This window comes from Pseudomonas marginalis, from assembly GCF_024169655.1.
Taxonomy (GTDB): domain Bacteria; phylum Pseudomonadota; class Gammaproteobacteria; order Pseudomonadales; family Pseudomonadaceae; genus Aquipseudomonas; species Aquipseudomonas paraveronii.
The window spans coordinates 4260001-4282645 of record NZ_JALJWV010000001.1 but is presented as its reverse complement, the minus strand read 5'-3'; the positions used below and the strand labels follow the sequence as shown (position 1 = coordinate 4282645).

Annotated in this window: 23 protein-coding genes and 1 rRNA gene (1 of these 24 cut by a window edge); 12 read left to right on the top strand and 12 right to left on the bottom strand. The window is 60.9% G+C overall.

The features are described from left to right. Nucleotides 1-19: 19 nt before the first annotated feature. Nucleotides 20-217: a hypothetical protein gene (locus J2Y83_RS19530; RefSeq protein WP_198717602.1), complete on the bottom strand. Its 198-nt coding sequence runs from the start codon at nt 215-217 to the stop codon at nt 20-22. Nucleotides 218-240: 23 nt separating this feature from the next. Beyond that, nucleotides 241-471, bottom strand: a complete 231-nt coding sequence (locus tag J2Y83_RS19525) for a hypothetical protein (RefSeq protein WP_017845892.1) — start codon at nt 469-471, stop codon at nt 241-243. A 383-nt stretch (nt 472-854) separates the two neighbouring features. On the opposite strand from J2Y83_RS19525, the gene J2Y83_RS19520 reads away from it, so the two are divergent. Further along, the gene (locus tag J2Y83_RS19520) at nt 855-1139 is read left to right on the top strand and encodes a hypothetical protein (RefSeq protein WP_198717603.1); all 285 of its coding nucleotides are present in this window, start codon (nt 855-857) and stop codon (nt 1137-1139) included. 271 nt (nt 1140-1410) lie between these two features. On the opposite strand, the gene arsA is transcribed toward J2Y83_RS19520, so the two are convergent. Next, complete coding sequence (arsA, locus tag J2Y83_RS19515; RefSeq protein ID WP_253397593.1) at nt 1411-3171, bottom strand: arsenical pump-driving ATPase; 1761 nt, start codon at nt 3169-3171, stop codon at nt 1411-1413. Nucleotides 3172-3429: 258 nt separating this feature from the next. Between arsA and J2Y83_RS19510 the strand changes: the two genes are divergently transcribed. Then, a complete protein-coding gene (locus J2Y83_RS19510) occupies nt 3430-3855 on the top strand; it encodes a DNA/RNA non-specific endonuclease (protein WP_253397591.1) in 426 nt (141 codons plus the stop codon). 26 nt (nt 3856-3881) lie between these two features. Here J2Y83_RS19510 and dmeF read toward each other — a convergent pair whose 3' ends face one another. The 7 genes from dmeF to J2Y83_RS19475 form a co-directional block, all read right to left on the bottom strand. Continuing rightward, complete coding sequence (dmeF, locus tag J2Y83_RS19505; protein ID WP_253397589.1) at nt 3882-4805, bottom strand: CDF family Co(II)/Ni(II) efflux transporter DmeF; 924 nt, start codon at nt 4803-4805, stop codon at nt 3882-3884. Continuing rightward, the gene (locus tag J2Y83_RS19500; RefSeq protein ID WP_017849380.1) at nt 4802-5077 is read right to left on the bottom strand and encodes a metal/formaldehyde-sensitive transcriptional repressor; all 276 of its coding nucleotides are present in this window, start codon (nt 5075-5077) and stop codon (nt 4802-4804) included. Before J2Y83_RS19500 ends, dmeF begins: the two co-directional genes overlap by 4 nt. Before the next feature lie 208 nt (nt 5078-5285). Continuing rightward, nucleotides 5286-7307 (bottom strand): FIST N-terminal domain-containing protein, encoded by a 2022-nt coding sequence (locus J2Y83_RS19495; protein WP_253397587.1) that lies wholly within the window; start codon nt 7305-7307, stop codon nt 5286-5288. A gap of 254 nt (nt 7308-7561) precedes the next feature. After that, entirely contained in the window at nt 7562-7918 is a 357-nt protein-coding gene (locus J2Y83_RS19490; RefSeq protein WP_198717608.1) for a VOC family protein, read from the bottom strand. A gap of 75 nt (nt 7919-7993) precedes the next feature. Then, nucleotides 7994-9244, bottom strand: a complete 1251-nt coding sequence (locus J2Y83_RS19485; RefSeq protein ID WP_253397585.1) for a flavin-containing monooxygenase — start codon at nt 9242-9244, stop codon at nt 7994-7996. 71 nt (nt 9245-9315) lie between these two features. Further along, nucleotides 9316-9765: a type II 3-dehydroquinate dehydratase gene (locus J2Y83_RS19480; RefSeq protein ID WP_253397583.1), complete on the bottom strand. Its 450-nt coding sequence runs from the start codon at nt 9763-9765 to the stop codon at nt 9316-9318. 54 nt (nt 9766-9819) lie between these two features. Beyond that, nucleotides 9820-10242, bottom strand: coding sequence for a RidA family protein (locus J2Y83_RS19475; RefSeq protein WP_253397581.1), 423 nt, complete (start codon nt 10240-10242; stop codon nt 9820-9822). Nucleotides 10243-10438: 196 nt separating this feature from the next. Here J2Y83_RS19475 and J2Y83_RS19470 point away from each other — a divergent pair, with 196 nt between their 5' ends. The 9 genes from J2Y83_RS19470 (at nt 10439) to J2Y83_RS19430 (ending at nt 20677) form a co-directional block, all read left to right on the top strand. Then, a complete protein-coding gene (locus J2Y83_RS19470; RefSeq protein WP_253397579.1) occupies nt 10439-11413 on the top strand; it encodes a LysR family transcriptional regulator in 975 nt (324 codons plus the stop codon). 324 nt (nt 11414-11737) lie between these two features. Continuing rightward, nucleotides 11738-13255, top strand: coding sequence for an amino acid ABC transporter permease/ATP-binding protein (locus tag J2Y83_RS19465; RefSeq protein ID WP_253397577.1), 1518 nt, complete (start codon nt 11738-11740; stop codon nt 13253-13255). 25 nt (nt 13256-13280) lie between these two features. After that, entirely contained in the window at nt 13281-14153 is an 873-nt protein-coding gene (locus tag J2Y83_RS19460; protein WP_253397575.1) for a phytanoyl-CoA dioxygenase family protein, read from the top strand. A 28-nt stretch (nt 14154-14181) separates the two neighbouring features. Further along, nucleotides 14182-15012 (top strand): ABC transporter substrate-binding protein, encoded by an 831-nt coding sequence (locus J2Y83_RS19455; RefSeq protein WP_198717613.1) that lies wholly within the window; start codon nt 14182-14184, stop codon nt 15010-15012. Between the two features lie 50 nt (nt 15013-15062). Further along, nucleotides 15063-15794 (top strand): class II aldolase and adducin N-terminal domain-containing protein, encoded by a 732-nt coding sequence (locus tag J2Y83_RS19450; RefSeq protein WP_253397574.1) that lies wholly within the window; start codon nt 15063-15065, stop codon nt 15792-15794. A 9-nt stretch (nt 15795-15803) separates the two neighbouring features. After that, nucleotides 15804-16481, top strand: a complete 678-nt coding sequence (locus tag J2Y83_RS19445; RefSeq protein ID WP_253397573.1) for a DUF1028 domain-containing protein — start codon at nt 15804-15806, stop codon at nt 16479-16481. Further along, nucleotides 16478-17629, top strand: coding sequence for an acetylornithine deacetylase (argE, locus tag J2Y83_RS19440; protein WP_253397572.1), 1152 nt, complete (start codon nt 16478-16480; stop codon nt 17627-17629). Before J2Y83_RS19445 ends, argE begins: the two co-directional genes overlap by 4 nt. 38 nt (nt 17630-17667) lie before the next feature. Then, on the top strand, nt 17668-18363 hold the full coding sequence (locus tag J2Y83_RS19435; RefSeq protein ID WP_253397571.1) for a tRNA (adenine(22)-N(1))-methyltransferase: 696 nt from the start codon (nt 17668-17670) through the stop codon (nt 18361-18363). 256 nt (nt 18364-18619) lie between these two features. Continuing rightward, entirely contained in the window at nt 18620-20677 is a 2058-nt protein-coding gene (locus tag J2Y83_RS19430; RefSeq protein ID WP_253397570.1) for a methyl-accepting chemotaxis protein, read from the top strand. Nucleotides 20678-20821: 144 nt separating this feature from the next. Here the strand turns inward: J2Y83_RS19430 and J2Y83_RS19425 are convergent, their stop codons facing one another. Together J2Y83_RS19425 and J2Y83_RS19420 are read right to left on the bottom strand one after the other, a co-directional pair. Further along, on the bottom strand, nt 20822-21448 hold the full coding sequence (locus J2Y83_RS19425; protein ID WP_253397569.1) for a glutathione S-transferase family protein: 627 nt from the start codon (nt 21446-21448) through the stop codon (nt 20822-20824). 66 nt (nt 21449-21514) lie between these two features. Next, nucleotides 21515-21682: a DUF2986 domain-containing protein gene (locus J2Y83_RS19420; RefSeq protein WP_253397568.1), complete on the bottom strand. Its 168-nt coding sequence runs from the start codon at nt 21680-21682 to the stop codon at nt 21515-21517. 518 nt (nt 21683-22200) lie between these two features. Here J2Y83_RS19420 and J2Y83_RS19415 point away from each other — a divergent pair. Then, nucleotides 22201-22645: ribosomal RNA gene (locus J2Y83_RS19415) — 16S ribosomal RNA — on the top strand (it continues 1092 nt past the right edge of the window).

Sequence of the window (22645 nt, the reverse complement as noted above, 5' to 3'; positions counted from 1 at the left end):
AATAGAAATTCATTAAATATTATTGTTCGCTGCTATCGCGCTTGTCGGCGGACGACCATGCGCGAGGGAATGAGTGCGGGGCTTCAATACGCTCTTTTAGCTTTTCTGCGTAATCTTTTGCGCCCTGTTCATTGCGAAATTGAATGCGCCTGGCTCCAATGCACACAGACCACCGATGTTCACTCTGGCTAGATAGCTGCTCGATTTTGACGGACATGACGACACTCCAAGGAAAACAATTCAAAAGTGAATTTCAGCAACCTTGATACCGATTTCTCGCAGTTCATGAATCAAATCATCAAGGTACCGAAAGGGTTCGATTTCTTCGTTGTCATTGACTAGGAAGAAGCTTCTTCCTGCATCCTTTTTAAAGAAGACGATCCACTCCTGGGTATTGGCCGGGTTGGCAATCAAATGGGTATCAAACTGAATGCCTTCAGCGTATTTGGTTTTTACGTCCTCACGTTTCATACGGGTCTCCAAGCGCTCACGTATTGCTGTTCTCATGCATGTATTTGCCACCCCGCAATTGATTAAAAGACCTCGCCCCTGCCTGAAGCAGGGGCGAGTCGATTGCCTTTCTATTATCATTACATGATAATATTATGCACATATGAGTCGCTTGAGGCTAGTCATGAGCAGGATTGTCGAAGCACCTGAGCCACGCGGCGCCGAGTAGGTCCGCCCAAGGCGTGGCTTTGCAGGTGCACGACCGTGCGGCCGGTTTTGCGTGATTGTTGAACGCCCCGTAGGGCGTCATGCGCAAAGGCTCCAGATGAGTGCCTCGGCGCAGCGGACTCCCTTGCTTTTGATGCAACGCGTAAGGTTTTTGAATTTTAAGGACGGCAGTCATCATGCGGAAAACAGCAATTGAGAAGCGCCTTCCGCTGAATGCTCCGACCCTGGAGCCAGGGCAACGAGTGTTGGTTTGCCTTGAGCAATGCGTCGTCGTTCAGCAGCGAGAAACAAGAATTTATCAAGTTGTATTCGACTGCAAATCACCCAAAACGATTCGAATTTTTTGGGCGGAATATGAGTGGATTTTCATCGGCAGGCTTAAGCAGCACGCCGAGAAAGATCCGTCATTGAAAAGCTTTGTATCAACGCTGAGAGCGGGTCTGAAGGCTGTCTGGCGATAAATACGGTTCTGATAAACCCAGTACAGACAGGCCTACGTCTTGCTGCTGCCGTGCTGATGGAACATCGAAGAATTCGCATAAAGTACGAACTTGATTGGGATAATCGTAGGGATATAAATCAGCAGGGTCTCATTGCAAAACGGATGCTTGTTTCTCTATTCGAGTCCGGGGCGTGCCAGACAGAGAAAAGCCTGCCGCGATGCAGGCTTTTTGGGGTTTGGGATTTGCTCCAGCAATCCAGGCGCACAGCATGAGTTCGCCGCGTATCGCTTCAGTCCAGCAGGCGCTTCAACCCGGCGACGCCAACCGGCGGCTCCGCCGTCCAGGGCACCACGATGACGGCGTGCTGGGTTTCGTCGGCCACCCTCGCCATTTGTTTGCGCTCGCTATCCAGGCGCGCTCGCAGCAGCGGGTCTATCGTATCGGTGGCCAGTAGCGACTTATTGACCACCCAGGCAAACGGTTCGATGTTGGCCCTGCGCAAGTCATCCTGCAGCGCCGCCGCCTGAGACACCGGTGTGGCTTCGGGCAGCGTCACGAGAATGATTTTGGTGTAGTCCGCATCTTGCAGGCGCATCAGTGGCGTGACGATGTGGTCCGAGGCTTTGCCTTTGAATTCGCGAACCATCTGGCGGTGATAGGCGCCTGTGGCGTCCATCAGTAGCAGGGAGTGCCCGGTGGGGGCGGTGTCCAATACCACGAATGCGCTTTTGGCTTGAGCAACCACGCGGGAGAATGCGTGGAACACCGCGACCTCTTCGGTGCAGGGGGATCGCAGATCCTCGATGAGCAAGGCTATTTCGTCTGCCGTCAGGCCTGGCGCGCGGGAAGCGACGATCTTGTCCACGTATTTTTGGGTCTCGACCTTAGGGTCGATGCGGCCAACGCTGAGCCCCTGCACCTCGGCGTTGAGGGTTACCGCCAGATGTGCGGCAGGGTCTGTCGTACTCAGGTGTACGGACTTGCCATGCTGCACGAGGCCCAACGCGATGGCGGCGGCAATGGTGGTTTTGCCAACACCGCCTTTGCCCATGACCATGATCAAGCCGTGCTGGTCGTGGGCTAGCTCGGCGATCAATTCCGAGAGTGCGTGATATTCCAGGCGTGCCGGTGCCGGGGTTGCAGTGCTGGCAGGGCGAGCAAGCTCCGGGGTCAGCAGTGCGCGAAGTGCGGGCAGGCCCACGGAATCGACTGCCTTGAGTGGGATGTAGTCGGCTGAAAGCTGGCGCAGCGACGCGGGCATCTCGTCGAGCGCCTGTTGGCCTACGGCCTCGATCGCTGCTGCGATCGGGTCATGCAAATTGCTGCGTTTAAACACCGCATTCACCACCATGCGCTGGTTTTTCAGGCCCAATTCACGCAGCTCATCGCTGGAGCGTGCCGCCTCGCCGAGTGCGCCTTTATCAGGGCGGGTCACCAGTACAACAGTGGTCAAGGCTGGATCGTTGAGCGCCGCCAATGCCTGATTGAATAGCTGCTCCTGCATTTTCAAGCCTGAGTGCGGCCCCAGGCATGACGCACCACGATCATTGCCCTTCAAAAAGCCGCTCCACGCTTTTGGCAGGCTCAACAGTCTGAGCGTGTGCCCCGTGGGCGCGGTATCGAACACGATGTGCTCGTAGGCCGCGCTGCTCTGCGACAGCAGGTGCGAGAACTCATCGAAGGTTGCGATTTCGGTCGTGCATGCCCCTGAGAGTTGCTCGCGCACCAGGGCAATGTCTTCATCGCTGGCCTGATCGCCCATTTGTTCGACCACCCGCGCCCGATAGTCAATGGCTGCGGTCCCCGGGTCGATATTGAGCACGAACATTCCAGGCACGTGCGGCACCGCGACAGGTTGATTGCTTAACTCAACGCCGAGCATCTCATCAAGGTTCGAGGCGGCGTCTGTGCTGACCAGCAGTACTTTCTTGCCTGCGTCAGCCAGTGCGATTGACACCGCGGTGGAGACCGACGTTTTGCCGACGCCGCCCTTGCCGGTGAAGAACATATATCGGGTGGGTTGATCGAGCAGTTTGAGGGTGGACTGCATGGCACGCTGACTCCCTTGCGGAGCATGACTGGGTATTGGAGTTTAGCCCGATGTTCAGAATCGCCAATGTGGTCATATCAATCAAACGCTGATTTTTGCCGTCCATTGAGCGCAATTGTCTGTGCAGGTGGGCTGCAACTCGCGGCCCAAGCATAGAGCAGGGGCCGCCGTGTGGCACTAACCAGGCTTTTCAGGATCAACAGCCCCCGCACCACCGTCGGTGGTCATCGATTTACCCTTACCAAAAAGATCTAAAGCATGCACTTACGCAACCTTGCCGTCGGGTTGTCGGCCCTTGTTTTGCTCTCGACCGTGGCCCACGCCCGCAGTCTGCCCAACCTCTATACCGCCACCGAGCAACGCGCGTCCTTTGATGGCTGTGCCGATCTTTTCCCCGCCGCGAAACCCATCAACACCGCCACCGTGCCTGCAGGTATGCGCCCCCTGGCCCTGTGCTCCGACAATTTTGCAGTGCTCTATTCGCAGACCAGCAAGACGCCGCTGGTGGTGGTCGAGCGTCTGAACGCCGCGCAATTGCAGGATGCCAAGGGCGAGGAACGCACCAACCTGTTCTACCCCGACCCGCGCATCCAGCGGCCGATGGACTATGACGCGTTCGTGAAGAGTACCGGGCTGAAGTTGCTCGGTAATCTTCCGGTCTCCGGGTCAGTAGGGCGCACGTAAGGCGTGTGAGTCGCCCAGCGTCGCCGCTACGCCGCACCGAGCGTGCGAAACTCGACGGTGAGGTGACTTACTTCATGCACCGGTTTGAGGCGCTCGCGAATGCTGTCGGCATCCGCTGTGGCGTGGCCGACGACGCTCACGATTGCCGCATGCACACCTGGCCCTACCTGCCAGACGTGCAAGTCGGTAATCGTCGCGTCGCCCGCTTGTTCCACCAGTTCTCGGATCTCTGCGGCAACATGCACGTCGGTCTGATCGAGCAGGACGCCGGCGGTCACGCCCATCAGGCTCCAGGCCCAGCGTGCAATCACGATGGCGCCGACGATGCCCATCGCCGGGTCCAGCCAGACCCAACCCAGATACCGCCCCGCCAGCAACGCAGCAATCGCCAGCACCGAGGTCAGCGCGTCGGCGAGCACATGCACGTAGGCGGATCTCAGGTTGTTATCGTGGCCATGGCCATGTTCGTGCTCGTGGTCATGCCCGTGGCTATGACCGTGGCCGAGCAACAGCGCACTGACGATATTGACCACCAGTCCCACCACGGCAATCAGCGTCGCCGTGCCGAACTGCACCTCGGTCGGCTGCAGCAGGCGCATGATCGACTCGATGCCAATGCCCAGAGACACCAGCGCCAGGATCAGCGCCGAGGCAAAGCCGCCCAGATCGCCGACCTTGCCGGTACCGAAGCTGAAGCGCGGGCTGGACGCATGGCGCCGGGCATAGGCATAGGCCGCAGCGGCGATGCCCAACGCACCCGCATGGGTGGCCATATGAAAACCGTCGGCCAGCAGGGCCATCGAACCGGTCAGGGCGCCGGCGGCGATTTCCGCGACCATCATCACTACCGTCAGCATCACCACCCATAAGGTGCGCTTGGCGTTTTCTTCGTGGGCCGCGCCGAGGAAGACATGCTCGTGGGTGTGACCGTGCGCGTGATCGAGGCTCATTTCGAGTACCGCCGAATGGCTTCAAGCAGCTCTTCTACGCCCTGGTTACGTTCTTCCTCGCTGAGGGATGGGTCCGCCACATGCGCCCTGGCATGTTCTTCGATGATTTCTTCCATCAAACCGTTGATGGCGCCGCGTGTGGCGGCGACCAGGTGCAGGGTCTTGGCGCAATCGCTGTCCGATTCCAGTGCTCTTTCCACCGCTTGAATCTGACCGGCAATGCGTTTGACACGCTTGATCAGACTGTCTTTGTTTGCCGCTATATGGCTCACAATATACCCCCCCTACCTATGAGGTGCGGAGCATCACATACCTGGCCCCCCTATGCAATATTTCACTCCGGGCGCCGATTCCCCTGAAGGCCGGCCCCCTCGGTTTATACTCGATGGCCTCGTAATCAAACCTCTTCCAACACGCGCCCGATCCGGCTGAGCAATCTGTTCAAGCTAGTTGAGCATCCGAGGTAGACCCCATGGGGGTCTACGCATGCGTAAGCCCAGTCAGCGTATCCGCAATCGTCTTGGTCCGTTGCGCAGTCCCCTCTGTCGCACGGCTTGACGCCTCCAGTGCATCGAGCATTTCGCGCAAGGCACCGACGCCGCTGGACTGGTCTTCAATCTGCTGGGCAACACGCTGGATTTCGCCGGATAACAGGTCGATATCCACGCCGATTTCTGCGGCATTCTTGCGGGTGATTTCCGCCAGCTTGCGCACCTCGTCCGCCACCACCGCAAAACCCCGGCCCAGGTCGCCAGCGCGCGCGGCTTCGATCGCCGCGTTGAGCGCCAGCAGGTTGGTCTGGCCGGCGATTTGTTGAATCACCTGCACAATCGACTGGATGCGCAAACTCGAACCGGCCAGGGTCCGCGCACCGACCACGGCATCATCGGCCTGGCTGGACAAGCCCTCGACCGTCGCCCCGGCCTTCGCAGACACGGTGTTCTGCTGGTCGATGGTGCCAACCAGTTCGTCCATCGAGGCGTGCAACTCGCCGGAGTAATGCTTGATCTGCGAGGAGATTTCCGCGTGTTGACGTTCGGCCTGGGCCAACACTTGGCCCAGGTCCGCCAGGCCCTCGAACACCGGCAAAATATTGCTGTCCAGCCCGCGGGTATTCAGGGCGCCGCTGAAGTCATTGTTTTTGAACGCCGCAATCTGCTTGACCACTACATGGTTCAATCCCGCCAGTTTATTCACCTGGCGGCGTAGGAAGAAGGCTTTGAACTCGCCGTAGTGCGCAATGAAATTGTCCGCGTACTCGTCGCTGAAGCTGGCGCCCTTGGCCACCCGAAAGAAGAAAATTGCGGTCAGCGTCTGGTTCAGGTTCAAGCCCAGGATTTCCCCAAAGGTCGACATCCCTGCCAGCGGCACATCGCCAAACGTCCCGGCCATGCTGCCCAATTCGGTGGCGTTGTTCAGCCTGCGCAAAATGCAGTCATTGAGAATGCCCGCCACCGGCTGCCCGCCCTTGCCGCGCAGAAACTGCTCGTAGTCCACGCGGGTGGCCTCACGCAACGGCGTGCGCCGGACCATCACCAACTCCTCGCCGGGTGCCACGTCGCAATACAGTTGGACGATCTGGTGTTCATAGTCGATCCGTGCGATGGAGCGCACGAACAACTCATTGCCCACGCGGATGGCGAACGAATAATCCGCCAACTTCGACTCCAGCGCCTGGGGCGCGCAATTGAAGGCGTCACACAGCGCCTGCACCATGCTCTTGATATTGCCCGCGCTGTCGATCACCTGGTCAATCGTGCGGTCCTCTTCGGAGGCGGTCAGCACGTTGAAGGTCAAATCAGCCGGTTTGAAGTTCTGGCTTTTAAATACGCCAAAACGCACATTCGCGGCGGTCTTCAGGAACACGATTTGTGCGTGGTTCTGGTAACTGCGCTGGCCGTCATGGATCAGCGTTTTCTGGAAATCCAGCTTGCCCCCGGCCGACCCGCCGACAAACAGGCAGGGGAAACGCCCCGATTCATACAGCGCCTCCATGAAAAACGACTCCGACGCCGATAACCCGTCGAACACCACGTAGGCCAGCGTGTCGCGATGGTCGATCAGTGTGTGCGCCTGCACGCGCTTGATATTGCTCGTCAGCTTGGCAATCCGCTCCTTCATGCCCATGCGCTTGCCGCCGCTGCGGATGTCTTCACACTCCAGCGGCACCATCACCACTTCGGCGGAGGCGATCAGGCTGTCGTCAAACAGCTGCAGCACAATCCGGTCCCAGCGCTCGCCGGTGGTGCAATACAGCGAATTCGCCGCGTTGCACAACTCGCCGGCGGAGGTACACAGGCTGATGCTGGTTTGCGGGAAGCGGCGCTTGAGCTTGGCGGCGACCTGGTCGATGTCCAAGTGAGGGGAGATGAAACCGGTGATCAGCACCGGCGCGATGCGCAGGTTAGCCAATGAAGACTCCAGCTCATTGGCGGTGCAGGTGAGGGTGGCGGTGCCTTGACGATCGGCCCGGGCTTTTTTTAGGAAGTTGAGTGGATTCATGGCGACGGGCTCGATCCAGTGAGTGGACGCATGCAATAGGCTTGCGGCTAATAAGGTTATCGGCCGATGTGGCGGAGACTGGAGGAGGAGAATCGGGGCGACGACGAGGTGCAGGGGGCCAATCCGGCATTTACATCCGAACGGGTGGGTATCTCTGCACAACCCTGCAAGCACAGAAACAGCATAAAAGTGGGGAAGGACAGTTTGCGCATGTATAAAACCATGCGCTCGCTCAATCGATAAAAGCTCAGTCTTTACTGTTGCGCTGTCCAAACGGCCAGTTCATAGCCGTCAGGATCAATGAAGTGGAACCTGCTTCCACCGGGGAACGAAAAGGTTTCGCGGGAGATCACCGCGCCCACAGCCTTGAGCCGCCGCTGCGCGTCCTCGAGATTGTCCGCATACAAGATGACTAAAGGACCGCCCGGCCGCACCGGCTCCCCCGTGGTGAAGCCACCCGTCAGCCGGCCATCGCTGAATTCGGTATAGGTCGGGCCGTAGTCGACGAACGTCCATCCGAACGCGTGGCCGTAGAAAGTTTTGCTGCGGGCAATGTCGCTGACATTGAATTCAATATTGTCGATCTGTCGATCTTGACCACGAACGCTCATGGCTGCCTCCTTGGCGAATGTCCAAAGCGGCGATTGTAGCGGATCGGTCGTTGGAAGGCTGCTGGGAGCAAGGCGCTAAGCCTTGCCATACGCCATGTACTCGTTCTGCAACACGATGTGATCTGCCACGTACTTCGCATCATGCCAAACCCCATAGATAAACGACGACGCCCGGTTCACCAGATTCGGCAGGCCCAGGAAGTAGATCCCGCTCTGTGCCGAAATCCCGCGTTTGTGGAACGGTTCGCCGTTCTCGTCGAACGCATCGACCTTCAACCAGTTGAAGTCGAACTTGAACCCGGTGGCCCACAGAATCGTGGTCACGCCGGCTTCGGCCAGGTTCAGGCTGAGGATCGGGTCCAGCAGGCATTGCGGGTCGGGCAGCAGTTCCCAGGCTTGCGGTTCTTCGGGGAACGGCAAGCCGTTTGCCTCGATATAGGCATCGGCGTCGCGCAGTACCTCGAAGTACGCTCGATCCCCCTCTGCCACGTTGGCGGCCAGGCCAGGGGCGAAGGTCATGACGCCTGCGTTCCACTGTTCGGTGACGCCCACCAGGTTGATCCCTTGATGCGCGAGGCGGCGGAAGTCGACGGTCTTGCCGCCTTCGTAGCCGCTGACGGCAAAGGCCACGTGTTTTTTCTTCGGCTGGATTTTGACTTCATCCCACAGGCCCAGGGCGCCGAGCCACCAGCAGTAGTCGCGGCCGCGGTAGGCGCGGGGAGGGCGGTAGTGTTCGCCGACCGAGAGGTACACGGTTTTGCCGGCCTTTTGCAGTTCTTCGGCGATCTGCGAGCCGGAAGCACCGGCGCCGACCACCAGCACGGCGCCTTCGGGCAGTTGGCCGGGGTTCTTGTAGGCGCAGGAATGCAACTGATGCAGCGGCGCGGTGGCGGGCACGATGTCCGGGATCGAGGGGCGTTGGAACGGGCCGGTGGCGGCCACCACGTTAGCGGCCTCGATCACGCCCGCCGAGGTAGTCACCTTGAAGCCGGGGCGACCGACATGGCGCTCCACTTGCTGCACTTCGACGCCGGTGCGCACCGGGGCGTTGAGCATCTCGACATAGGCTTGGAAGTAGTCGGCCATGCGCTCCTTGGGCGGGAAGGCTTCGGGGGAAATGCCCTCGAATTTCAGGCCGGGGAAGCGGTCGTGCCAGGCCGGGCCGTTGGCGACGAGCGAGTCCCAGCGCTCCGAACGCCAGCGCTCGGCGATGCGGCTGCGCTCCAGCACGATATGCGGCACGCCCATCAGCGACAGGTGCTCGCTCATGGCGACGCCGGCCTGGCCTGCGCCGACTACCAGGGTGTTGATTGTTTCGACGGACATAGGCGTTTCCTGAAAAGTTAGAGGTTTATCTGCAATACCGCAGAGCCGCATTTGATCGATGATCGGCCTGCTCACTGCTGCGGTTCGTTGAGCAGCTCGGCCACCGCCGTGAGTGCGAGTCGGTAACCCAGCGCGCCCAACCCGGCGACCACGCCGGTGGCGGCTTTGGACACGTAGGAGTGATGCCGGAAGCTTTCGCGCTTCCAGATATTGCTCATGTGCGCTTCGATGATCGGGCCGTCGAACGCCAGCAGCGCATCGAGGATCGGCACCGAGCTGTAGCTCAGCCCGGCGGCGTTGATCACGATGGCGTCGGCGTTCAGGCGGGCCTCTTGAATCCAGTCCACCAGCACGCCTTCATGGTTGCTCTGGCGAAAGTCCAGGGTCAGGCCCAACTCTGCGGCGTGGCCCTGGCAACACGCTTCGATGCTGGCGAAGCTGGCGCTGCCGTAGCTGCCGTGCTTGTCCAGCCCGTAGAGGTTGGCGTTGGGGCCATTGAGGAAGTACACGGTGCGGGGCATGGGGTTCTCCGGCTTATTTCGCGACGTGCAGCGCGACGTTGGCGTCGGCCGCTTTCATACGGCCCAATCGTCCGGCACCACGGCGATCACATCGATCTCCATCAACCACTCGGGCTGGCCCAGGCCGGAAATCACCAGCCCGGTAGATATCGGGAACACGCCCTTGAGCCATTTGCCGACCTCCTGATACACCGGCTCGCGGTAACGCGGGTCGATCAAATAGGTGGTGGTCTTGACGATATGGGACAGGTCGGAACCCGCCTCCTCAAGCAGTTGCTTGACGTTTTTCATCGCTTGTTCGGCTTGCGCGCGCGGGTCGCCGAGGCCGACCAGGTTGCCGTCGAAATCAGTGCCGATCTGGCCGCGTACATAGATAGTGTTGCCGGCGCGCACGGCCTGGCACAGGTCGTTGTCCAGCGCCTGGTTGGGGTAGGTCTGCTTTGTGTTGAACATGCGGATGCGGGTGTGGGTGGGCATGGCTGGCGACTCGTCGGAAGCGGGATGCAATCAGCTTCACATCGCCTGTTGCCGGGCGAAACCAGCATTTGTGCGGGGTAGTGCTTAGGAAAAACCGAAGCCCGAGCTGGTCATCGCCCTGCGCCGGCCCCGCGCCTATCCCGGCATGAACCCTGCAACACGCTGGGCATACAGTCATTACCGAGGTACAGGCCTGATGCTCAGTCGTATTACTCAGCGCCAACTGGAATATTTTGTCGCGTCGGGCGAGGCGGGCAGCATCAGTGCCGCCGCTGAACGCATCCATGTGTCGTCGCCGTCGATCTCGGCGGCGATCACTCATATGGAGGCTGAGCTGGGCATCCAGCTGTTTATCCGGCATCACGCCCAGGGCATTTCCCTGACGGCAGTGGGGCGTCTGGTGATGCAAGAAGCCAAGCAGATCATGGAACAGATGAGCAACCTCTACACCATCGCCTCGGAGTCATTGAACACCGTGCGCGGGCCGTTGCGGGTGGGCTGCCTGGAGTCGCTGGCGCCGATGATCACCCCCGAGCTGGTGTTTGGCTTCGGCCGCGCGTTTCCCGGCGTGCGCCTGACTCAGGCCGAGGGCAACCACGAGGAACTGCTGGAAAAACTGCGCAGCGGCGAGCTGGACATCGCCCTGACCTACGACCTGGTGACCAGCCCCGACATCGACTTCCAACCCCTGGCGCACCTGCCGCCGTATGTGATGGTTGGCGAGTATCACCCGCTGGCGAGCCTGTCGGCGGTCAGCATGCAGGATCTGGAGGCGTACCCGGTGGTGCTGCTCGACACGCCGTGGAGCCGCGACTATTTCCTCAGCCTGTTTATGCAGGCGGGCACCACGCCGAACATCATCATGCGCTCCACCAACCTCGAAACGGTGCGCGCCATGGTCGGCAACGGGATCGGTTATTCCTTCGCGAATGCGCGGCCCAAATCGAACCTGTCCCAGGACGGTAAACGCGTGATCCGTCTGCGCCTGGCGGGCACGCACCGGCCGATGAAGCTGGGGTACGCCACGGCGAGCAACACTCAACTGTCACGCGTGGTGTCGGCGTTTGCCGAGCGCTGCCGGATGTTTGTGTCTGACCAGTACATCCCCGGCATGGCTCCGCCGAGCTTTTTTGACCCGCATGCGGTGCGCTCGCTCAGCGGTGTGAGCTGAATTTGCACCAAAAGGTGGCGTGTTCGGCGCGGTGAGTTCAGGCGTGCACCCTTTCGGTCAGGGCGTGCGGCCTATGCAATGTGGGAGGGGGCTTGCCCCCGATTGCGGTGTGTCAGCGACATATCCGCTGGCTGATGCGCCGCTATCGGGGGCAAGCCCCCTCCCACATTGATTTTTGGTGGTTTCGGGGGCGGAGGGGGGCTGCGTAGGTTCTGCCTACCCAGTGGACCGGGTTTTACGAATTGACCCTAAGGGCCTCCCGCCACGACTCTGAATTCATTGACGCAGATCAATTTCCTTCTTTTGGGGCAGGGCACCGCGACGATGACATTCGACTGGAATTATATGTTTGGTCTGCTGGGCGATGCCGAGTTCTGGCGCGCGACGTGGACGGTGATCAAGCTCAGCACCCTGACCTGGGTCTTGAGCATCGGTCTGGGCTTTCTGCTGGCGCTGGCCAAGCAATCCAGGCATGGGCTGCTCAGCGTTCCCGCGCGTGGCTATATCTGGCTGTTCCGCAGCCTGCCGTTGTTGGTGCTGTTGATCTTTATCTACAACCTGCCTCAAGCGCTGCCCGGCACTTCGGCGATTCTGGCCGACCCGTTCTGGTCCGGCCTGCTGGCCCTGGTGATTTGCGAAACGGCGTATGTGGCCGAGATCCATCGCGGCGGTCTGCTCTCGATCCCCAAAGGTCAAGGCGAGGCGGCGCGGGCGTTGGGCTTGAAGTTTTTCGGCACCCAATGGCGCGTGGTGATCCCCCAGGCATTGCGGGTGGCGCTGCCATCCCTGGCCAACGAATACATCTCCATCGTCAAGCTCACCTCGCTGGTGTCGGTGATCTCGCTGACGGAAATCCTGATGGTCGGCCAGCGCCTGTATTCGCAGAACTTCCTGGTGATCGAAACCATGGCGGCGGTGGCGTTCTTCTATGTGTTTATCGTCACCGTGTTCGACTTCCTGCTCAAACGCCTGGAGCGCTTTCTCGACGTCAACCAGCGCAATGTGTCGCGGGTTCCCGATGCGGCGGTGCTGGCCCTGGCCACGCAACAACGGGTTGCGCTGCAACGTCCGGCCACCACTGTGGCCCCGGCGCTGCACGCCACGCGGCTGCACAAGGCCTACAACGACATCGAGGTGCTGGGCTCGGTCAACCTGCAGGTCCTGCCCGGTGAAGTGGTGTCGGTGATCGGGCCGTCGGGGTCGGGCAAAACCACCTTGATTCGCCTGCTCAACGGCCTGGAGCAACTGGACAACGGCGAGATCAGGATCAACGGCCAGCCGTTCATCCACCTGAACAAAACCGGCGCGCAGAAACCGCAGTACGTCGAACACGCCGAGCATCGCCTGAACATCGGCATGGTGTTCCAGAGCTTCAATCTGTTCCCGCACTTGAGCGTGCTCGACAACCTGTTGATGGCGCCGAAATACCACGGCCTGGGGCGCACCGACGAGCTCAAGCAACAGGCCTACGCGCTGCTGCACAAGGTCGGCATGCTCGACCACGCCTGGAAGTACCCGCACCAACTCTCCGGCGGCCAGCAGCAACGCGTGGCCATCGCCCGCGCGCTGATGATGCGCCCGCAGATCATGCTGTTCGACGAGCCCACTTCGGCGCTCGACCCGGAGAAAGTCAACGAAGTGCTGCAGGTCATCGAAGCCTTGGCCGAGGAGGGCATCACCATGGTGATCGTCACCCACGAGATGAATTTCGCGTTCAAGGTCTCCGATCGCATCGTGTTCATGGAGAAGGGGCGTGTGGTCTGCGACGACACGCCTGCGGTATTGCGCAGCGGCCAGAACCCACGCGTGGAGGCGTTCCTCAAGGACGTCTCGCTGGCGTGACCCTCTAACGTTCAGGAAAAACAAAATGATCGAGCAACATCAAATCGAGCAGTTCCAGCGCGACGGCTACCTGGTGGTGGAAGGCGTGTTGTCGATGGACGAAGTGGCCGCGCTGCAGCACGACTTCGACCAATGGGTAGAAGAAAGTCGCCGCCATGACCAGGGCTGGGGCACGACCGTGGATGGCCGCGCACGCTTCGATCTGGAGGGCGACCATCGCGCCGATCACCCGTCGCTGCGCCGTGTCAGCTCGCCCACCGAGATTTCCCCGGTGTATGAACGCGTGGCGTTGCATTCACGCATGGCGGCGATTTCCGCGCAGTTGATCGGCGCCAGCGGCGCACGCTTTCACCACAGCAAGATCAATTCGAAGTTGCCCCACACCGCGACCCAGGTGAAGTGGCACCAGGACTTTTTATTCACGCCCCACAGCAACGACGACATCATCACCGCCTTGCTGATGGTCAGCGAAGTGACCCCACAAAACGGCCCGCTGAATGTGATCCCCGGCAGCCATAAAGGCCCGCTGTGGTCGCACTGGCAGAACCAGCGTTTCACCGGCGCGGTGGACGACGCAGTGGTCGCGGAACACTGCCGGCAACCGATCGCCTGCTACGGCCCGGCCGGTTCCGTGTGCTTCATGCACACCCGCTTGCTGCACGCTTCCAGCCCTAACGAGACCGAACTGCCGCGCACCCTGTTCATCAGCGTCTACGCCGCTGAAGACGCGCTGCCATTCGGCGAAAACCCTCTGCCCAGCGCACATGCCGGCCTGCTGGTGGCCGGTGAAGAAAGTGGCTTGATACGTTCCACGGACAACCAACTGCGCTTGCCGCAGAAACCCCGTGGCGCGTCGTTCTTCGTGCAACAGGCCGGACAAGATTCTGCCACTGCCTAACCTCCCAACTCCCTTGCAGGTATTGACCATGACAGCGTTTCGTAAAAGTGTTCGTCCCCTTGCCGTGTGCCTGCTGGGCGCAGCGGTTGCGATGACCTCGTTGGCGGCTTCGGCGTTCCAGCAGGACGGCAAGATCATCGCCGGTTCCGATGTGACGTTCTTCCCCTATGAATACATGGATAACAACAAGCCGGCGGGCTTCGATATCGAGTTCATGGACGGCCTGGGCAAGGTCATGGGACGCAAGGTCGAGACCCTCGACACGCGCTTTCCCAACCTGATCACCGGCTTGCAGGCCGGGCGTTTCGATGTGACCAACTCGTCGATGTACATCACCGCCGAGCGGGTCAAGGTCATCGACATGATTCCCTACCTGAAAAGCGGCGAGTCGATCCTGACCCTCAAGGACAGCACCTTCCAACCCAAGACCCCGGAAGAATTCTGCGGCCACAAGATCGGTTCCATGGGCGCTACCTCGTGGCTGGCGCAGATGAACAAACTGTCGGCCGAGTACTGCGTGGCCAAAGGGTTGAAGCCGATCCAGATCAGCGAGTACAGCACGGACCCGCAAACCACCCAGGCGCTGCTGGCCCATGCGGTCGAAGCGCAGATCACCGACGCGGCCGTGGCCCGTGGCGTGATCGACAAACTGGGCAGCCGCGTGGTGATTTCGTCCGACGCCTTGATCTACCCGGTGCTGAACGGCTTCGGCGTGAAGAAGGGCAATGACACGGTCAAGCAGGCCTTGCTCGACGGCCTGGAGAAGTACCGCGCCACGCCGGAATACGCGGCCTTGCTCAAGAAGTACAACTTTGAGGCGCCTACCGATGCCGACCTTGCGGCGCTGATGCCCAAGTAAGCCTATTGCGCGGCCGCAGTCTTGCGGTCGCGCCCTGCGGAGACCGATCCATGGCGTTATCCCTCGAAGAACAGACGCGCATCGACCTGGCGGCGACCTTTCGCATCGTTGCCCACCTGGGCATGCACGAAGCGGTGGCCAACCACTTCAGCGCTGCCGTGTCGGCCGATGGTAAACAGTTTTTGCTCAACCCGAAGTGGAAGCACTTCTCGCGCATTCGCGCCAGCGACCTGCTGCTATTGAACGCCGACGACCCCGCCTGTGCCGACCACCCGAACGTGGACGCCACCGCCTGGTCGATCCACGGGCAGATCCACCGACTGCTGCCACACACTCGCGCCGTGTTGCACCTGCACCCGGTCTACACCACGGCGGTGGCGTGCCTGGCCAAGCCGCACATCCCGGCGATCGACCAGAACACCGCGCGCTATTTCAACCGCGTGGCGGTGGACGAACTCTACGGCGGCATGGCCGACACCGAAGCCGAAGGCGCACGCCTGGCCGGTTTGCTCGACGGCAAGAGCCGCCTGTTGATGGGCAACCACGGCGTGATGGTGACCGCCTCGTCCATCGGTGAAGCGTTCGACGATATCTGGACCCTGGAGCGCGCCTGCCAGATCCTCGTCACGGCGTGGTCCACCGGGCAGCCGTTGCGGATGTTGTCCGATGAAGTGGCGGAAAAAACCGCGCGGGGCTGGGAAGGCATCACCGATTTCTCGCGCCGGCATTTTGAAGAAATGAAGCAAATGATGATCGACGCCGATGCGTCGGTGCTCGACTGAGGAAGCCCTATGACCTTTTCCGTTGTCGCCCGCTGTGCCGAGACGGGCCAGTTGGGGATCGCTATCAGCTCGTCGAGCATCGCCGTGGGCGCGCGTTGCCCGTGGCTGCGCCCCGGTGTGGGCGCGGTGGCGTCGCAGAACATCACCCTGCCGAGCCTGGGCCCGCAGATTCTCGACCTGCTGGAGCAGGGCATGGCGCCGAGTGAGGCCGTGGCGGCGGTGTTCGCCGGGCAGGACCACCGCGACTATCGGCAGGTGACGGTGATCGATCGCCTGGGCCGCACCGCGCACTTCAGCGGCGCGCAGACCCTCGGCATGCATGCCGCGCAGAGTGGCGAGCAATGCGTGGCGGCCGGGAACATGCTGGCCAATCCCGATGTGATCGCTGCGATGGTCGACGCGTTCGAGAACGCCTCCGGGCATCTGGCCGACCGGCTGCTCGCCGCGATGCACGCAGGCCAGGCCCACGGCGGCGAAGCGGGGCCAGTGCATTCGGCGGCCCTGATGGTGGTCGATGATCTGCTGTGGCCCATCGTCAATCTGCGCGTGGACTGGGCCGACGCCGACCCGATTGGCGCCCTCGATCAGCTCTGGCAGGCCTATCGCGGGCAATTGCAAGACTACCTCGACCGCGCCCTCAACCCGCACATCGCGCCGGGCTATGCGGTGCCGGGAGACGACCGATGAGCCACAGCCGTGACCTGCTGGCGCAATTGGTGCGCTTCGACACCACCAGCCGCGAATCCAACCTCGCGCTGATCGACTTCGTGCGCACGTATTTGCAGGGCCACGGCGTCGCCTGTGAACTGGTGTTCAACGAACACAAGAACAAGGCCAACCTGCTGGCGACCATCGGCCCGGCGGATGTGCCTGGCATCGTGCTGTCCGGGCATACCGATGGGGTGCCGGTGGACGGCCAGCGCTGGAGCGTGGCGCCGTTCGACCTCACCGAAAAAGACGGCAAGTTGTACGGGCGTGGCACCGCCGACATGAAGGGCTATATCGCCTGTGTGCTGGCCTGTGTGCCGGCGCTGGTGCGGGCGTCGTTGCGTATGCCGGTGCATATCGCGCTGTCCTATGACGAAGAGGTGGGTTGCCTGGGTGTGCGTTCGTTGATCGAAAGGTTTCACGCGCAGCCGGTCAAGCCGTTGTTGTGTGTGATCGGCGAGCCCACCGAGCTCAAGCCGGTGCTGGGGCACAAAGGCAAATTGGCCGTGCGTTGCGACGTGCAGGGCGCGGCGTGTCATTCGGCTTATGCGCCGTCAGGCGTCAACGCCATCGAATACGCGGCCTGCTTGATCCGGGAACTGGTGCGGCTCGGTGAGGAACTCAAGGCGCCGCAACTCCAGAACGCGGCGTTCGATCCGCCGTTTGCCACGGTGCAAACCGGCGTGATGAGCGGCGGCAAGGCGCTGAATATCGTCCCGCAGCAGTGCAGCTTTGATTTCGAAGTGCGCTCGCTGCCGACCCAGGACCCGTGGCAGGTGGCGCACCAGTTACGGTTGTATGCCGAGCAAACCCTGCTGCCGGCGATGCAGGCGGTGAGTGCGCAGTGCGCGATCGGCTTCAGTGAGTTGTCCAGCTATCCGGGGTTGGCGACTTCGTCGCAAAGCCAGGCGGCTGAGTGGGTCGCGCAGTTTTGCGGTTCGCAGGACTTCGGCACCGTCGCCTTCGGCAGCGAAGGCGGGCTGTTCGATCAGGCGGGGATTCCCACCGTGGTGTGCGGACCGGGCAGCATGGAACAGGGGCACAAGGCGGATGAGTTCATCAGTCTGCAGCAACTGGATGCGTGTGATCGAATGCTGGAGCGGGTGGTGGAGTTTGTGCGTCAATAGCCTTCGCACTGACACTCGTGGTGAAGAAGGAACCGCAGTTGAACGAACACACATTGTCCATGCGCCTGGAACGCGTAGCCGCGCATGTGCCGGCTGGGGCGCGGTTGGCGGATATCGGCTCCGACCATGGCTACCTGCCGGTGGCGTTGCTGCGCCGCGGCCTGATCGCGGCGGCAGTGGCGGGGGAGGTGGCTGCGACGCCATTCCAGGCGGCCGAGCGCACCGTGCGTGAGAATGGCCTGGAGCAACACGTCAGCGTGCGCCTGGCCGATGGCCTGGCAGCCATCACGGCTGCCGACGCGATCAGCGCGATCAGCGTCTGCGGCATGGGCGGCGAGACGATCCGCAATATCCTCGACCGCGGCAAGATGCACCTCACCGGCCAGGAGCGCCTGATCCTGCAACCCAACGGCGGCGAGCAACCGCTGCGCCAATGGCTGATGGACAACGGTTACTGCATCCTGGTCGAAGAGTTGTTGCGGGAAAACCGCTTCTACTACGAAATCATCGTCGCCGAGCGCGCCGAACCGGTGGCATACAGTGCCGAAGAGTTGTACTTCGGCCCGCTGCAGTTGCAGGCCCGCAGTCCGGCCTTCCTGGCCAAGTGGCAGCGCCTGCTGCGGCAAAAGCAGAAAACCCTGGCCAGTTTCGAACAGGCCCGACAGGCGGTGCCGCAGGCCAAGGTGCAAGAGGTCGCCCGGCAGGTGCAGTGGATCTGCGCGTTGCTGGCGTGAGGTGGCTTTTCATAGCTGCAGCGGGTTGATCGAACCCACTCGCTACTCGGTCGTTCCCTTGATTGAGTGCTTTCGCCCCATTTTCGAGCGCTGCGCGCGATTTTTTGTGTGCCGCACCGCCTATTTGGGGGCTCGTTAGCGGCGGCTCGTATCTTGCTTGAGCCTTCCCAATCAATGACATGGCACTTTGCCGTGATTCATTTCAAGGCTTCGTTCATCGTTGCCTCGCGTGGGTTGTTTTGGGGAGTAGTCGGCCATGCACAGTCTGTTGTCACCCGGTATCCGCCTGCTCGGACGTTTCGGCTTCGCCCGCAAATTCCAGATCCTGTTCATTCTGTTCATGCTGCCCCTGGTCGGGAGCCTCTGGATGATCGGGCTGGACTATCGCGACAAACTTGCGGTGATTTCCAGCGAAAAGTCCGGCGTTTCTCAACTGCTGGCCCTGGACGCGTTAGATGGCCAATTGATTGCCCAGCGCAACCTCGCGTCGCGCTGGAAAGCGCTGGACCTGCTGCGTGAACCGACGCCCGCAGCCAAGGCGGCGATGGACAAGCTGGATGCGAACAACCCGCTTATCCTGCAAAGCCTGCAAGCCCTGGGCGACGCGCTCAGACAACAGGGCGCGAGCGTCGAAACCCTGGCGCGCTTCGACGCGTTGCAGGCAACGGTCAAGGGGATGGATGTGCAATCCCTGCGCAGCGTGGGCTGGTGGCCGGACGGCTACGATCGTTTCACCTCGGCGCTGACCGCCATGCAAACCCTGCGCGAACAGATCACCCTCGACGCCGGCCTGATCCTTGACCCCTGGCTGGAGACTTACCTGCTGATGCAGATTTCCACCCAGAACGCGCCGGACCTGATCGAGCGTATCGGCCGCATGGCCAGTATTGGTCAGTCGTCCATCGCCTCGGGGCAGTTCACCCTGCAAAGCCGCTTGCAGATGCGCGACCTGCGCGGCCGTATCGGCGATGCGCGAGACCAGTTGGTCAAGGCCGCAGCGTCGCTCAAGGCCAAGCCATACCTCGGCCTGGAACCCTGGACCGCACAGTACGACAACAGCCTGCAACAACTGGACAGCGAGTTTAAAGTGCTCGACGACGGCGTGTTCGGCGGCACCATCAAACTCGACCCTGCCGGTTTCGAGCGCAGTGTCGACACCATGCTCGGCAGCCTGGGCGCGCTGCGCAACCAGTCGCTCCGCTCGCTGGATGCGCGCCTGAGCCATTACCACGACCGTTCCTTGGAGCAATTCATCCCCGTCGCGGCCATCTTCAGTCTGCTGGCCCTGGCGGCGCTGTACCTGTTCATGTGTCTGCAAGCCTCGATCCGTCGCAGTGCCAGCGGTATCACCACGCTGGCCCAGTCTCTGCGCGACGGCAACCTGTGCGTGGAAGTGGCTGTTGACGGCCGCGATGAACTGGCTGCGATCAGCGCCGCGCTCAACGTGGCGGTGGTGCAACTGCGTACCAGCCTGCTGGGCGTCAATCACGAGACTCAGCAGCTTGGTTCGGCGGTGCTCACGCTCAATTCGCAATCGGGCAGCACCCTCACCGATGTCGAAGACCAGCAACACCAGATCAGCCAGATCGCTGCAGCGGCTACGCAATTGGCCGCCACTTCCATGGGCGTCGCCAAAAGCTGTGAACAGGCCTCCGGTAGCGCCCAGCACACCCGACGCATCGCCGAAGACAGCAGCCGCGACAGCCAGCGCACCACGGCCAGCATCCAGCAACTCAACCGGCGCCTGACCGACACCGCCAACGCCCTGGAACAAGTGAGCCAACAGGGCCAGCAGATTCAGTCGGTGGTCGACACCATTCGTGGCATTGCCGAGCAAACCAACCTGCTGGCACTTAACGCCGCCATTGAAGCCGCGCGCGCCGGCGAACAGGGCCGGGGCTTTGCCGTGGTCGCAGATGAAGTGCGCAGCCTGTCGCAACGCACCCAGGCCTCCACCGCACAAATCGCCGACACCGTGGACAGCTTGCGCGCCACGGTCAGCCAGGCGGTCACACTGATGAGCGCCGCCTGCGCTCAGGCCCTGACCGACGCCGAGTCCGTCACCGGGCTGGGCACGCGGCTGGGCGAGATCGCCGGGGCGGTGCAGAACGTCACCGACACCCTGGCGCAAATCTCGGCGGCGGTGGAAGAGCAGGCGGCGACGGCGGATGAAGTGAGCGGCAATATCCAGCAGGTGGACCAGGCGGCGGGGCGCTTGCTCGATGGCGCGCGGGCGGTGAACCGGGCTGCGGATACGCTGAGCAAGGGGAGCCGGGCGTTGAGTGACAACACCGCACGTTTCCGCCTGAGTTGAGAGGGCTGCCGGGTGTAAACCGGTTCAAATGTGGGAGTTGTCGAGCTTCAGCGAGGCTGCGACAGGATCACCTCGGTGTACCTGTTAAACCTCAGCGCCTGCGGGTCGCCGGTTCAAGCACTCGCTGAAAGGCCTCATCGCCCGTTACTTCGCAAACGCATACTCCCCACCCTGTTCCAGCGCCTTGCGATACGCCGGTCGCGCCTGGAACCGCTGCACCCATGCCGCCAGGTTCGGATACGCCTGCAACTTGCCCTGTGCGTTGGCGATTTCGCCGATAAAACTCATCTGAATATCCGCGCCGCTTAACTCGTCACCCACCAGATACGGCGTGTGCGCCAGCGCATCGTTGAGATAACCCAGGTAATTGGCCACCTCGGACTCGATTCGCGGATGCAACGGCGCGCCAGCGTCACCCAGGAACCCGACGTACAGGTTGAGCATCAACGGCAGCATCGCCGAGCCTTCGGCGAAGTGCAGCCATTGCACGTACTCATCAAAAGCGGCGGTGCTTGGGTCCGGTTGCAGGCGGCCCGCACCGTGGCGACGGATCAGGTAATCGATGATCGCGGCGGACTCGATCACCACGCGCGAGCCGTCTTCAATTACCGGGGACTTGCCCAGCGGATGAACCGCCTTGAGTTCCGGCGGCGCCAGGTTGGTCTTCGGGTCGCGCTGGTAACGCTTGATCTCGTAAGGCAGGTCGAGCTCTTCGAGCAGCCAGAGAATGCGCTGCGAGCGCGAGTTGTTGAGGTGGTGGACAGTGATCATGGGAACTCCGCTGGGCGAGAAGGGGCGAGGAACAGACTGCTACGCCGCTATATAGAGTGCCTTGAATCAAGTTTCGTTGTCTGGGGAACTGCTGGCGTCCTGATCGGCCCCCTCCGCCAGTTTCGAGCGGTCCGCTTTACTGACGTATTTATCTTTGCTTTTAGGTGCCAATTTGGCACTGGCCTTCTTTGCGTTGGCCTTTAATAGCTGATTGATCTTTTTACGACGGTTCATGATTGCTACTCAGCAGGTGAATGCTGGAATGATATCAGCTTGAAACAGTGCGCCACTGCAACCGGGCGGCGTTCGAGGCGGGCGTTGTCGGCGTCATCCTTTCAATAACGTGCTCTGCGACCTTGGAAGTTTGCAGAGCGACAGCCCAGGCTCCCGGGCAAGGAAAAGAATTTTCAGTCGGGGGTTGACCGGTTAATTTAATCCTGTATTATTTGCCTCCCGCTAACGAGCAGTTCACTGCTGGTCTGGCTTAAGTAGTTGATTTCCTTAGTGAAATTAAAAACTTTTAAGGTTGCTACTTCGGGAAGTGTGCTGTAGAGTGCGCTCCTCGGTTGAGACGAAAGATCTTAACCAACCGCTCTTTAACAACTGAATCAAGCAATTCGTGTGGGTGCTTGTGGAGTCAGACTGATAGTCAACAAGATTATCAGCATCACAAGTTACTCCGCGAGAAATCAAAGATGTAACCAACGATTGCTGAGCCAAGTTTAGGGTTTCTTAAAAACCCAAAGATGTTTGAACTGAAGAGTTTGATCATGGCTCAGATTGAACGCTGGCGGCAGGCCTAACACATGCAAGTCGAGCGGTAGAGAGAAGCTTGCTTCTCTTGAGAGCGGCGGACGGGTGAGTAATGCCTAGGAATCTGCCTGGTAGTGGGGGATAACGTTCGGAAACGGACGCTAATACCGCATACGTCCTACGGGAGAAAGCAGGGGACCTTCGGGCCTTGCGCTATCAGATGAGCCTAGGTCGGATTAGCTAGTTGGTGAGGTAATGGCTCACCAAGGCGACGATCCGTAACTGGTCTGAGAGGATGATCAGTCACACTGGAACTGAGACACGGTCCAGACTCCTACGGGAGGCAGCAGTGGGGAATATTGGACAATGGGCGAAAGCCTGATCCAGCCATGCCGCGTGTGTGAAGAAGGTCTTCGGATTGTAAAGCACTTTAAGTTGGGAGGA